Here is an 11,984-nt window from a genome sequence, read left to right as displayed (position 1 = left end):
AAGAGTCCGTTCTTATTTCCGGCATCCACGTATCGCCTACGCAGCATGATTTGATGTATTTGATTGCCGGGTTAATATTCAGCAGGTGGTTCTTGGCGTTTTTGCGCTACTTGAGTTGCAGAGGCCGCCGGCGTTGCTCTGATGGCGGCTCGCCAAGGCTGTTTGAGTACTGCAGTTTTCTCTTGCTGTGACTAGAATGGCCGACTTTATTTGCGTGCTGGAGCCGTTGATGCGTACTTTTCGATTGGTTATTGCCTGCCCAGACCGGGTTGGAATCGTGGCCAAGGTCAGTAACTTTTTGGCCACCTACAACGGTTGGATTACCGAAGCGAGTCATCACTCGGATAACCAGAGCGGTTGGTTCTTTATGCGCCATGAGATCCGTGCCGACTCACTGCCGTTTGACCTGGACGGTTTCCGCCAGGCATTTGCGCCGATCGGCCGCGAGTTTTCTATGGAGTGGCGGGTTACCGATTCGGCGCAGAAGAAACGTGTGGTGTTGATGGCCAGCCGTGAATCCCATTGCCTGGCTGATTTGTTGCACCGCTGGCACAGTAACGAACTGGATTGCGACATTCCGTGTGTGATTTCCAACCACAATGACTTACGCAGCATGGTCGAGTGGCATGGCATTCCGTTCTTCCACGTACCGGTTAACCCTGAAGATAAACAACCCGCCTTTGATGAAGTCGAGCGCTTGGTAAAAGCCCATGACGCTGACGTGATTGTGCTGGCCCGCTATATGCAAATTCTCCCAGCAAACCTCTGTGCGGAGTTCTCGCAGCGGGTCATCAATATCCATCACAGCTTCCTGCCGTCGTTTGTCGGGGCCAAGCCCTATCATCAGGCGTCGTTGCGTGGGGTTAAGTTGATTGGTGCGACCTCGCACTATGTCACCGAAGAGTTGGACGCCGGCCCGATCATCGAGCAGGACGTGGTGCGCGTCAGTCACCGTGACAGCATCGAAGAGATGGTGCGCCTGGGTAAAGATGTCGAGAAGATGGTGCTGTCGCGTGGTCTACGCTATCACTTAGAAGACCGAGTGCTGGTGCATGACAATAAGACGGTGGTATTCGACTGACGTGTAAGCAGCCCTTCGGTTCAGCGCAGGCAGAGGAGATTACTGATGCTCAAGTCAATCAAAGTACGTGACTACATGACCCGCAATTTGGTGACTTTTCGTCCTGAAATGAATCTGTTCACCGCCATCAATCGTTTGCTTGAACACCGTATTTCCGGCGCGCCGGTGGTCGATGGGCAAGGGCATCTGGTGGGCTTGTTATCGGAAGGCGATTGTTTGCGCGGCATCCTCTCTGGCGCTTATTACGAGTCGGCGGGCGGTGATGTCAGTGCCTACATGACCACCGAGGTGGAAGTGATTTCGCCAGAGGCGGATATCATCGAAATCTCCGAGCGCTTTCTGCGCGGCCGGCGCCGGCGTTTGCCAGTGGTCGAAGAGGGCCGCTTGATCGGGCAGGTCAGCCGCAGCGATGTGCTGCGTGCGGTCAAAGAGTTCGCCCAGCATGACGAAGGTCACCTGGCACTTAACTGAAGCCCAACGAAGCATATTGGAGGTGCTATGACTGATCCGCTTGCGCGTGGAACATCCAGCGCGCCACCGGTGCTCGGGGAGGGCTGTACGCAGCGCTATGATCCGCAGGAGCTGACTCCTGAAGACGGTACCGAGTTTGCTGATGCTGCCGAGTTGTGGCGGCAATTGCAGCAGGACGAACAACTGCCAGCGAATAGCGAAAAGCAGAAATAAAAACGGGGCGCTCAGTGAGCGCCCCATTTGTTTTATTGCCGCTACAGTCAGCTTCCGATCTTGCGAGCTAGAGCCCTGCAAGGCAAAAACAGGCGAGGAAGCGGAGTGTACTGTTGTACATGAGCATTCCGAGTCTGTTTTTAACGCGGCAGGGCCGACGCGCAGCTGATCGCGGTAAACATCTTAAATGCGGAAGCTGTCGACCAGTTGCTTGAGTCGACTGGCCTGCTGCTCCAGATCACCGCAAGCGCGCAGGGTCGCGTTGAGGTTTTCCACGCCTTCCTGGTTGAGGGTGTTGATTTCGGTGATGTCGACGTTGAGCGACTCGATCACCGAGGTTTGCTCTTCGGTGGCGGTGGCCACTGACTGGTTCATGCCATCGATCTCGCCGATGCGTTCAGTCACGCTGCTCAGGCGCGCGCCAGCCTGGTTGGCAATCTCCACGCTTTCTTCGCTGTAACGCTGGCTTTCGGTCATGGTGGTGACCGATTCACGGGAGCCGACTTGCAGCTCCTCGATCATCTTCTCGATTTCCTGTGCCGATTCCTGGGTGCGATGGGCCAGGTTGCGTACCTCATCGGCGACCACGGCGAAGCCCCGGCCGGCTTCACCGGCGCGCGCTGCTTCGATAGCTGCGTTGAGCGCGAGCAGGTTGGTTTGCTGGGAGATACTTTTGATCACCTCAAGAATCTGCCCGATGTTCACCGTCTTGCTGTTGAGGGTTTCGATATTGCTGCAGGAAGCGCTGATCTTGCCGGACAGCTCATTCATCGCCTGGATGGTTTTCTCCACGACCTGGCGGCCGTCTTCAGCCAGGTGACGGGCATCTGAAGCCTGATTCGACGCGTCGGCGGCGTTACGGGCGATCTCCTGAGCGGCGGCGCCCAGCTCATTGATTGCCGCGGCGACGCTGTTGGTGCGGCTGGCCTGTTCATCCGAGTTGATCATCGACGAGTTGGAGGCTCCGACCACCAGTTTGGCCACTTCATTGACCTGGCTGGTGGCGGATGACACTTCGCGGATCGAGCTGTGGATACGTTCGACGAAGCGGTTGAAGGCTGTGGCTAGGCGGCCGAACTCATCGTTGGACTGAATGCTCAGGCGCTTGGTCAGGTCGCCCTCGCCTTGGGCGATGTCCTCCATGGCTTTGCCCATGACATTCAGCGGTTGCATCAGCACGCTGATCAGCATGCTCAGCAGTAGCATGATCAGCACCACGGCGATGATGGTGGCGATGATCGCCGAGGCGCGGAACTCGCTGAGCATCGAATAGGCTGCATCCTTGTCGATGGACAGGCCGACATGCCAGTTCACCGAGGGCAGCCCCTTGACCGGGGCAAAGGTGAGGATGCGTTCTTCGCCATTGAGCTCTGTCTCGCTGAAATCACTACTGATCCGTGGCGTGTTCTGCGGGTAGACCTCGCTGAGGTTCTTCATCACCAAGGACTTGTCCGGGTGCACCAGGATCTTGCCGTCAGCGCTGATCAGAAATGCATAGCCGATGCCATCGAGATCCAGCAAGTTGATGATCTCTACCAGAGTATTGAGGCTCAGATCGCCGGCGGCGACGCCTGCTGCTTTGGCGGGTGAGGCGATGGTGATAATCAACTCGCCGCTGGCAGCGTCAATATAGGGTTCGGTCAGGGTGCTACCGCCGGCGGCCATGGCATCCTTATACCAGGGACGCGTGCGCGGGTCGAAATCGGCTGGCATTTCGTCGTCCGGGCGCATGGTGAATTCGCCGTCGGCACTGCCGAGGTAGGTAAAGTCGAAGGTCGACGTCAGTACTTTCTGCTCCAGCAAGCCGGTCAGCACCTCACTGGAGGCGTCACGGGCAACCGACTGCGCGACGTTTTCCACCAGCAAGATACGTCCGGACAACCAGTTTGAGATGTTACTGGCGGTCACCTCACCCATTTCATGCAGATAACTTTCCAGATCCGCGCGAATGGCATTGCGTTGCAGATAATCGTTGTACAGGGTGAACAGCGAGAATGCAGCGATCACCACCAGTGAGGCGGCGAGCAGAATCTTGTGGCTGAACTTCAGGTTGTTGGTCATGGCTTCTTGCGTCCGTTAAGTTCTGGCATCAGTCTTGAGCTGATGTAAGGCAGTGGCTGTCGCAGGGTATGCGGCATGCTGACTATGTCGGCTTAGTTGCAGTAAAGCTTTAACCATGGAGATAACAAGATGGCGCAAACCGAGCAGTTTGTTGTAGGGGCCGATCTTCAAGGGATGCCGGTGGGGCAGGCGTTGCGTTTGGCCAATCGACACGGGCTGATTGCCGGCGCGACGGGCACTGGCAAAACGGTGACCCTGCAGCGCTTGATTGAAACCTTCAGCGATGCTGGCGTGGCGGTGTTTGCCGCTGATGTTAAAGGCGACCTCTGCGGTCTGGGCGCTGCCGGCACGCCGCAAGGCAAGGTGGCTGAGCGCATCGCCAGCATGCCCTGGCTCAATCACCAGCCGATGGCCTACCCGGTAACGCTATGGGATGTGCAGGGCAAGAGCGGCCATCCACTGCGCACCACATTGAGTGAGATGGGGCCTTTGCTGCTCGGTGCGTTGTTGGAGCTGACAGACAGCCAGCAAGCCGCACTCTATGCCGCATTCAAGGTGGCGGACCGCGAAGGTTTGCTGCTGCTCGATCTGAAAGACCTCAAGGCGCTGTTGGCGCATCTGAAGAACCACCCCGAGGTGCTGGGCGAAGACAGCGCGTTGTTTACCAACACGTCATCGCAAGCCCTGCTGCGCAAATTGGCGGGCCTGGAACAGCAAGGCGCCGATGCGCTGTTTGGCGAGCCGGCGCTGCAACTGGAAGACATCCTGCATCCGGACCGCGATGGTCGCGGGCGCATTCATCTGCTCGACGCCAGCCGTCTGGTGCATGAGGCACCGAAGGTCTACGCGACCTTCCTGCTCTGGCTGTTGGCCGAATTGTTCGAGCAGCTGCCGGAGCGCGGAGATGCCGACAAGCCGCTGCTGGCGCTGTTCTTTGATGAGGCGCACCTGTTGTTTGCCGATACTCCCAAGGCCTTGCAGGAGCGTCTTGAGCAGGTGGTGCGACTGATCCGTTCGAAAGGCGTGGGGGTGTATTTCGTTACCCAGTCGCCGGGCGACTTGCCGGACGATGTGTTGGCGCAGCTGGGCCTGCGTATTCAACACGGCCTGCGCGCCTTTACCGCCAAAGAGCAGAAATCGCTGCGCGCGGTGGCCGATGGCTTCCGGCCGAATCCGGCTATCGACACGTTGACGGTACTCACCGAGCTGGGGATCGGTGAAGCCTTGGTTGGCACGCTGGAGGCCAAAGGCACGCCGGCCATGGTCCAGCGTGTAGCCGTTGCGCCGCCGCAGTCGCGTATCGGGCCGCTGAGTGAGTCTGAACGCACGGCGTTGATTCAGCAGTCGCCGTTGCGTGGCCGCTACGACAAGCCAATCGATCGTGAGTCAGCGTACGAGTTGTTGACCGCCCGCGCTGAGCAGGCTGCGCAACAGACAGAGCCAAGCAAACCGAGCGCTGCCAGCAAGAAGGCAGAGGCCAGTGGTGGGATTGCTGGTGCTGCTGGCGAGCTGCTCGGTGGCCTGGCCAGTCAGGTGATGAAAACAGCCATGCGCCAGGCGGCCAATCAGATCGGCCGGCAACTGGTGCGCGGTCTATTGGGTTCGCTAATGGGCGGTAAAGGGCGTTGAGCCTATGGCCATCTCTGCAGGGGATGGCCTGTCAAGGCGACGGGGCGTCAGCCAGAGGCCTCGTCGGTTTTGCTTTGCAGCTCTTTTTCGATTTTTTCCAATTCTTTTTCAAACGCTTGGTCGAGAAGGTTAGCCTTCTTGCGCCACGGCTTGCGCTCGGGGTCCGGTTGAGCGGCGTAGGTAATCACTTCCCCGCCGTATACATCCTTGTAACGCTGCGCCTGGCGCTCGAGTTCGGCGCGCAGTTCGTCTTTCGTCACGTAGTTACCCATGGTCTTGAACAGAATATTGGCTGGATGCCAGGCATATGGCTTGGGCACCTGAGACGGCCAAACAGTTTTGGCCTGCGCATTTATAAACGCTGCGAATAGTTTCAAGGACTATCAGCGCGCGAGTGTGCCCTTTAATTGAGCTTTACCTGAACGAGTTGTCAGGTTTGTTAAGGGACTGATTTGGCTGCGCGGGGCAATTATGGCGAAGCCAAGTTAAATGTCCAGCCTGCTTAATTGGCAGGGTGTAGACCATAGCGCTGCAGGATGGTTGCAAGCTGGCCGTTATTACGCAGTGTGTTCAGCCCGCGATTGAATGCCTGAAACTGCGCTGGGGTGACTTTTTTGCGAGAAAAACCAATGCCATATGAAATTGACGCCAAATGGCCGGCGTGACGCAATGCATATAGATATTCATGTTCGATCAGGTGGCGAGCAACATCACGATTAAGCACCACTATGCCTTGCTCGCCAAAACGTCCGGCATTGAGCATTAATAACAGGCGATGGTTGTTGGTCACCAGTTTAACCTCGACATCTGGCGTGTTATTCAGGCTTTCCTGCAGCACAAACGAGGTGCCCGATGGGCCATACACGCCGACCTGGCGGCCATGCAAATCGTCTGGCTGGCTGTAGTGGAAGTTGCTGTTGCGCAAGGTGTAGAAGTCGTAGCTGGAGGTCACCAGCATGGGGGTGATAAAAAATGCCTGTTGCCGTGCGGGTGATTGAATCACGGTAAAAATGCCATCCACCTCACCATCCTCGGCCTTTTGCAGCGCGCGCCGCCAGGGCAGAACTTCAATGTGGCAGCGCCACTGCAAGATCAGGCAGGTGGCGTCGACTATTTCGGGCAGGGCACCGCTGGCAATTGCTCCGCGTGAATAACTGAAGGGTGGAAATTCTTCAGTCACAAAGTGCAGCTCTTCAGCCACCGAAGTGCTTACCCAGAGCAAGCTCGCCAATGCGCACAGTGCATTGCGTGTCAGCACGACATAATCCTTTTAGTTGCGATGAACGCTCGCAGGCGCTGCATTAATTGGGATGCACATAGTGGTTGGTATTATTAGCCTTGTGTAAGCGTATTTGCCTAGTGCCTGTTTGTGCCTACCGCAATGCGCTGGGTTTTGTTGGAGACCCTTGCTATTTCAGCGTCGCAGGTGGACTGCTCGGTAACACCTTGCAAACTCTATGCAATTGAGGAAACACCCGCGCCTCCCTACATTTGCGCACGCACTGCTGAGCCTCGCCTTGCGGTTAATCAGCCGGGTGATCAATCAACGCGGCGGCCACTGGGTCGCGGCACAACAGGCCGGTAGCGGCTGTGTATGGAGAACGTGATGCGTAAGTCGATGCAAATGGGTGTGTTGGGTCTGGTACTGATCGGCTTGGTCGGTTGCGAGGCGGCTGAACAGTCGGCGCAGAAACTTGCCGAGAAAGCCGAGCAGGCAGTTGTGGACGTCGCCCGCGAAGCGGTTGATGAGACAGTGAAAGAGCTCAACAAACAGGTGGATGACGTGCAACAGTCGACCAATGAGTGGCTGGGCAAACCTGCTGAAGATTCTGAGCAGGCTGAGCCGCAACAACCCGAGCAGCCACAGGCGGAGCCTGATGACCAGGCTGCGACCAAATCCATCTAGGCCTGAGTCGAGGTTTCAGGGCATCTCCTGTAGTGCTGTGCAACTGGAGCTGTAGTTCTGTTGGCAGGCGCTGTTAAACAGGCGCCGGGCCTGGTTGGCGTCCAGCGGCACGCCTTGTTCGCCGCGCAGGTAGAGGTTGCCGAGAATGTGCTGGGCCATCGGGTTGCCGCCGGCCGCGGACTGGTTGAGGTACTTGAGCATCTGTTGCGGGTTGTTGAAATCCGGGTTGTCGCGGCCGGTATACAGGTAGGCCAGGCTGACGGCGGCCATGGCGTGGCCTTTGTCGGCGGCGAGCTTCCACCAGTATTCGGCCTGCTTGAGGTCCTTGTTCGGCTTGCCGACGAAGTACAGGCTGCCGAGCTGGAACTGGCTGTCGAGGTCGCCGCGGTTGGCCTGGCTGAGCAGGTTGGCCTCGGCGGCGCTGTTCTCGCGGGGTGCATCGGCTTGCTGGGCGGGCTGTTCGCTCTGGCTTTGTTCCGGTTGGCTGGCGCAGCCGCCCAGCAGCAGGCCTGCGCAGAGCAGTAACAACAGTGGGCGGTGGCGTAGTGGCGCAATATTCATGCGGATTGCTGCTCCCTTGAGTTGGCGTTGAGCGTTCAGTCGAACCTGTGGCGGGTACACACAAGACTACAGGCATGCTGGCAAGTTGCGCGGCGGTCGAGCTGTTGGCTGCGTTGATCGTCCCAGGCAGGTTGCAGAATCCATATCAGTTTGTCGCCTGCAGCGTTTCGCCCGCGCGCCAGAGCTGCGATTCTTGCTCATCTTCGCGTCTCTCCATGCATCCAGGCCTTCGAGGTATCCATGCAGATCAGCTCCAACTTCGACAGCGGCAATATCGAGGTCATCGACGCCAGCAACCCGCAGCAGGTGCAACTGGCGATCCGTCCGGATCTCAACAGTGGGCATTTTCAGTGGTTTCATTTCAAGGTCGAGGGTTTGCAGCCTGGGCAGCGTTACGGCTTCAGCCTGGGCAATGCCGGGCAGTCGTCTTACAAGAATGCCTGGAGCGGTTACCACGCAGTAGCTTCTTACGATCAGCGCGACTGGTTTCGGGTGCCCAGCCGCTTTGAAGAGGGCGCGCTGAAGTTCGACATCGAGCCGCAGCATGGGCAGATCTGGTTCGCCTATTTCGAGCCCTACAGCCGCGAGCGCCATAGCCAGTTGATTGAGGATGCGCAGCGCTTGGCGGGCGCCGAGCTGTTTGCCACGGGTAAGAGTATTGAGGGCAGGCCGATCGAGCTGCTGCGCATCAGCCGCAACCCGCAGGCGCAGCGCAAGATCTGGTTGATCGCCCAGCAGCATCCCGGCGAGCATATGGCCGAGTGGTTTATGCAGGGGCTGCTGGAGCGTCTGCAGCGGCGCGATGATGACGAGCTGAATGCCCTGCTGGAGCAGGCCGATCTGTACCTGGTGCCGAACATGAACCCGGACGGCGCCTTCCGGGGTCATCTGCGCACCAACGTCGCTGGGCGCGATCTTAACCGCGCCTGGCAGTCGGCCAGCGAAGCGGATAGCCCCGAGGTGTATTTCGTCCAGCAGCAGATGCGCGCGGTGGGCGTCGATCTGTTTCTGGATATCCATGGCGACGAGGAAATCCCTCATGTGTTCACCGCCGGCTGCGAAGGTAATCCGGGTTACAGCCCGCGCCTGGAACGTCTGGAAAACCAGTTCCGCCAATTGCTGGTCGATAACGGTGCCGAGTTTCAGACCACTTTCGGTTATACCCCTGACCAGTTCGGTCAGGCCAATACCACCCTGGCCTGCAATGCGGTGGGGCTGGAGTTTGATTGCCTGGCGTTCACCATCGAAATGCCGTTCAAGGATCACGATGACCGGCCTAACCCGCAAACAGGCTGGAACGGCGAACGCTCCAAACAGTTGGGGAAGGATGTGTTGAGCGTTGCCGCGGCGATGGTCGGGCAGTTGCGCGAGTAGCGCTGCGGTTGATGGGCAGGGCTGCTGGCCCTGTCCGCCAGCGGCGGGTAGCGAGTAGCCCGGATGCAATCCGGGCTACGTTGGGGCAGGGGTTAGCCGCGGTAGTAGCGTTGTGGCACGAACGGCGTTTTGGCGACTTTCATGGCGACGCGCTTGCCACGCACGATGGCCCACAGCTCAGTGTCCAGGGCGATATGGCTGCTCTGCACATAACCCATGGCCACTGGCGCGCCCAGCGTCGGTCCGAAACCACCGCTGGTCACGGTACCAATCACATTACCGTCGGCATCGACGATTTCCGCGCCTTCACGCACCGGCACGCGCTCCTGCGGCAGCAGGCCAACACGCTTGCTGGCAACGCCAGCTTGTTGCTGGGCGAAGATGCGCTCGGCACCTGGGAAGCCGCCCGCGCGGGCACCGTCGGCGCGGCGCGGTTTGGAGATTGCCCACAGCAGGCTGGCTTCGGTTGGCGTGACGCTAGTGCTCATGTCATGGCCATACAGGCACAGGCCGGCTTCCAGGCGCAACGAGTCGCGCGCGCCGAGACCGATGGCCTCGACTTCTGTCTCGGCCAGCAGGCTGCGCGCCAGGGTTTCGGCGTGTTCGGCCGGCACTGAGATCTCGTAGCCGTCTTCACCGGTGTAGCCGGAGCGGCTGACGTAGCAGTCCACACCGAGTAAACGCACGGGGGCGAATTGCATAAAGGTCATCTGCGCCACTTCTGGGGCCAGGCGCGCCAGGACGTCGACAGCTTTCGGACCTTGCAACGCCAATAGTGCACGCGCTTCGAACAGGCTTTCGATCTCACACTGGCTGCCAATATGCTTCTGCAGGTGGGCCAGGTCTTGGTCTTTGCAACCCGCGTTGACCACCAGAAACAGGGTGTCATCGCCTAGGTTGGCAACCATCAGGTCATCGAGGATGCCGCCGTTGTCATCGGTGAACATGGCGTAGCGCTGCATGCCGACTGGCAGGTCGATGATGTCCACCGGCACCAGCGTTTCCAGGGCCTTGGTAGCATTCGCACCGCGCAGGACGATCTGACCCATGTGCGATACGTCGAACAGGCCGGCCTGATCGCGAGTATGTAGATGCTCTTTCATCACGCCGAGCGGGTATTGCACCGGCATGTCATAACCGGCGAACGGTACCATGCGTGCGCCCAGTTCGAGATGCAGGGCGTGTAGTGGGGTTTTCGCCAGAGTTTCAGTGGTCATGCGCTTCTCCAGTTCTGTAAGCGTTACGTGTGTAGGCGCGTGGCGCCTACAGGGTTGTATGGGTTGCCGTAATCAGCACTCGACGATGTTCACGGCCAAGCCGCCACGGGCGGTTTCCTTGTACTTATTGTTCATGTCAGCGCCGGTCTGGCGCATGGTGCGGATCACTTTATCCAGCGAGACGAAGTGCTGGCCGTCGCCGCGCAAGGCCATGCGCGCCGCATTAATGGCTTTCACCGAGCCCATGGCGTTGCGTTCGATACAGGGTACCTGCACCAAGCCGCCAATGGGGTCACAGGTCAGGCCGAGGTTGTGTTCCATGCCGATTTCGGCGGCGTTTTCCACCTGATTGACGTTGCCGCCGAGCACTTCGCAGAGCGCTCCGGCGGCCATCGAGCAGGCCACGCCGACCTCGCCCTGGCAGCCGACTTCAGCACCGGAGATCGAGGCGTTTTCTTTGTACAGAATGCCGATAGCGGCGGCGGTCAGCAGAAAACGCACAATGCCGTCATCGTTGGAACCGGGAATAAAGCGGCTGTAGTAATGCAGCACCGCCGGCACGATACCAGCCGCGCCATTGGTCGGCGCGGTGACCACGCGGCCGCCACTGGCATTTTCCTCGTTCACCGCCAGGGCGTAGAGGTTGACCCAGTCGAGCACGCTGAGGGCATCGCGCAGCGCGGCTTCGGGGTTCTTGCACAGCTGGCGGTGCAGGGCGGCGGCGCGGCGTTTGACCTTGAGTCCGCCGGGCATGATGCCTTCGTTGCGGCAACCGGCTTCGACGCAATCCTGCATCACCTGCCAGATATGCAGCAGGCGCGCGCGGGTCTCGGCTTCCGGGCGCCAGGCGGCTTCGTTGGCCAGCATCACCTGGCTGATCGACAGGTTGTGTTCGGCGCAGTGCGCCAGCAGCTGCTTGCCGGTGGTAAAGGGATACTGCAGCGGCGTGGTGTCTTCGACGATGCGGTCGGCGCCGGCCGCTTGTTCATCGACCACGAAACCGCCGCCAACCGAGTAGTACTCGCGTGAACGGATCTGTAAACCGGCGGCATCGAAGGCGCGAAAGATCATGCCGTTGGGGTGGAAGGGCAGCGGCTTGCGGATCATTGCCAGGTGTTGCTTCTCGACAAAATGGATGGTTTTTTCGCCGAGCAGCTGGAGTTCGCCACTGGCGCGGATCGCGGCCAGTCGAGCGTCGACGCTGTTGGTATCGACGGTGTCTGGTTGTTCGCCGGCTAGGCCGAGCAGCACCGCTTTGTCGCTGCCGTGGCCTTTGCCGGTCGCGCCGAGGGAGCCGTACAGCTCGACCTTGAGGCTCTCGGTGCTGCTCAGTAAATCATCGCGGCGCAAGCCTTCGGCAAAGCGCAGGGCGGCGCGCATCGGGCCCACGGTGTGCGAGCTGGATGGGCCGATGCCGATCTTGAATAGGTCAAAAACGCTGAGTGACATGTTTTCTCCGGCGTTGCGCCGA

The 11,984-nt window shown here is 59.2% G+C and carries 12 protein-coding genes; 6 read left to right on the top strand and 6 right to left on the bottom strand.

The window, feature by feature from the left end; translation table 11 throughout:
- Positions 1 to 229 precede the first annotated feature (229 nt).
- From purU to N1078_RS10850, 3 genes are read left to right on the top strand one after another with little or no spacing between them, the layout of a single operon-like run.
- Complete coding sequence (gene purU / locus N1078_RS10860) at positions 230 to 1,081, top strand: formyltetrahydrofolate deformylase (protein ID WP_274088187.1); 852 nt, start codon at positions 230 to 232, stop codon at positions 1,079 to 1,081.
- 45 nt (positions 1,082 to 1,126) lie between these two features.
- Positions 1,127 to 1,552: a CBS domain-containing protein gene (locus N1078_RS10855; RefSeq protein WP_160013327.1), complete on the top strand. Its 426-nt coding sequence runs from the start codon at positions 1,127 to 1,129 to the stop codon at positions 1,550 to 1,552.
- A gap of 27 nt (positions 1,553 to 1,579) precedes the next feature.
- Positions 1,580 to 1,765, top strand: a complete 186-nt coding sequence (locus N1078_RS10850; RefSeq protein ID WP_274088186.1) for a hypothetical protein — start codon at positions 1,580 to 1,582, stop codon at positions 1,763 to 1,765.
- Between the two features lie 183 nt (positions 1,766 to 1,948).
- Here N1078_RS10850 and N1078_RS10845 read toward each other — a convergent pair whose 3' ends face one another.
- Entirely contained in the window at positions 1,949 to 3,826 is a 1,878-nt protein-coding gene (locus tag N1078_RS10845) for a methyl-accepting chemotaxis protein (RefSeq protein ID WP_274088185.1), read from the bottom strand.
- Positions 3,827 to 3,955: 129 nt separating this feature from the next.
- Here N1078_RS10845 and N1078_RS10840 point away from each other — a divergent pair, with 129 nt between their 5' ends.
- The gene (locus N1078_RS10840) at positions 3,956 to 5,455 is read left to right on the top strand and encodes a helicase HerA-like domain-containing protein (protein WP_274088184.1); all 1,500 of its coding nucleotides are present in this window, start codon (positions 3,956 to 3,958) and stop codon (positions 5,453 to 5,455) included.
- Positions 5,456 to 5,502: 47 nt separating this feature from the next.
- Here N1078_RS10840 and N1078_RS10835 read toward each other — a convergent pair whose 3' ends face one another.
- Together N1078_RS10835 and N1078_RS10830 are read right to left on the bottom strand one after the other, a co-directional pair.
- Positions 5,503 to 5,715: a hypothetical protein gene (locus N1078_RS10835; protein ID WP_274088193.1), complete on the bottom strand. Its 213-nt coding sequence runs from the start codon at positions 5,713 to 5,715 to the stop codon at positions 5,503 to 5,505.
- Positions 5,716 to 5,957: 242 nt separating this feature from the next.
- On the bottom strand, positions 5,958 to 6,713 hold the full coding sequence (locus N1078_RS10830) for a substrate-binding periplasmic protein (RefSeq protein WP_274088183.1): 756 nt from the start codon (positions 6,711 to 6,713) through the stop codon (positions 5,958 to 5,960).
- Between the two features lie 348 nt (positions 6,714 to 7,061).
- On the opposite strand from N1078_RS10830, the gene N1078_RS10825 reads away from it, so the two are divergent.
- The gene (locus N1078_RS10825) at positions 7,062 to 7,361 is read left to right on the top strand and encodes a hypothetical protein (RefSeq protein WP_274088182.1); all 300 of its coding nucleotides are present in this window, start codon (positions 7,062 to 7,064) and stop codon (positions 7,359 to 7,361) included.
- 15 nt (positions 7,362 to 7,376) lie between these two features.
- Here the strand turns inward: N1078_RS10825 and N1078_RS10820 are convergent, their stop codons facing one another.
- Complete coding sequence (locus N1078_RS10820; RefSeq protein ID WP_274088181.1) at positions 7,377 to 7,922, bottom strand: tetratricopeptide repeat protein; 546 nt, start codon at positions 7,920 to 7,922, stop codon at positions 7,377 to 7,379.
- Between the two features lie 240 nt (positions 7,923 to 8,162).
- Between N1078_RS10820 and N1078_RS10815 the strand changes: the two genes are divergently transcribed.
- Positions 8,163 to 9,296, top strand: coding sequence for a M14 family metallopeptidase (locus tag N1078_RS10815; protein ID WP_274088180.1), 1,134 nt, complete (start codon positions 8,163 to 8,165; stop codon positions 9,294 to 9,296).
- Positions 9,297 to 9,388: 92 nt separating this feature from the next.
- Here N1078_RS10815 and gcvT read toward each other — a convergent pair whose 3' ends face one another.
- Both gcvT and N1078_RS10805 read right to left on the bottom strand, forming a co-directional pair.
- A complete protein-coding gene (gcvT, locus tag N1078_RS10810; RefSeq protein WP_274088179.1) occupies positions 9,389 to 10,513 on the bottom strand; it encodes a glycine cleavage system aminomethyltransferase GcvT in 1,125 nt (374 codons plus the stop codon).
- A 72-nt stretch (positions 10,514 to 10,585) separates the two neighbouring features.
- Entirely contained in the window at positions 10,586 to 11,962 is a 1,377-nt protein-coding gene (locus tag N1078_RS10805; RefSeq protein WP_274088178.1) for an L-serine ammonia-lyase, read from the bottom strand.
- Between the last annotated feature and the right edge of the window lie 22 nt (positions 11,963 to 11,984).

Origin of the sequence: Pseudomonas sp. MIL19 (assembly GCF_028680365.1) — a bacterium.
Classification (GTDB): domain Bacteria; phylum Pseudomonadota; class Gammaproteobacteria; order Pseudomonadales; family Pseudomonadaceae; genus Aquipseudomonas; species Aquipseudomonas spirodelae.
Note: the sequence above shows the minus strand (reverse complement) of the source record. Positions and strands in the feature narration are given on the sequence as shown.

Coding starts and splice junctions, on each gene's coding strand:
- N1078_RS10840 (WP_274088184.1), top strand. CDS start 3,956: ATGGCGCAAACCGAGCAGTTTGTTGTAGGGGCCGATCTTCAAGGGATG.
- purU (WP_274088187.1), top strand. CDS start 230: ATGCGTACTTTTCGATTGGTTATTGCCTGCCCAGACCGGGTTGGAATC.
- N1078_RS10850 (WP_274088186.1), top strand. CDS start 1,580: ATGACTGATCCGCTTGCGCGTGGAACATCCAGCGCGCCACCGGTGCTC.
- N1078_RS10825 (WP_274088182.1), top strand. CDS start 7,062: ATGCGTAAGTCGATGCAAATGGGTGTGTTGGGTCTGGTACTGATCGGC.
- N1078_RS10815 (WP_274088180.1), top strand. CDS start 8,163: ATGCAGATCAGCTCCAACTTCGACAGCGGCAATATCGAGGTCATCGAC.
- N1078_RS10805 (WP_274088178.1), bottom strand. CDS start 11,962: ATGTCACTCAGCGTTTTTGACCTATTCAAGATCGGCATCGGCCCATCC.
- N1078_RS10845 (WP_274088185.1), bottom strand. CDS start 3,826: ATGACCAACAACCTGAAGTTCAGCCACAAGATTCTGCTCGCCGCCTCA.
- N1078_RS10855 (WP_160013327.1), top strand. CDS start 1,127: ATGCTCAAGTCAATCAAAGTACGTGACTACATGACCCGCAATTTGGTG.
- gcvT (WP_274088179.1), bottom strand. CDS start 10,513: ATGACCACTGAAACTCTGGCGAAAACCCCACTACACGCCCTGCATCTC.
- N1078_RS10820 (WP_274088181.1), bottom strand. CDS start 7,922: ATGAATATTGCGCCACTACGCCACCGCCCACTGTTGTTACTGCTCTGC.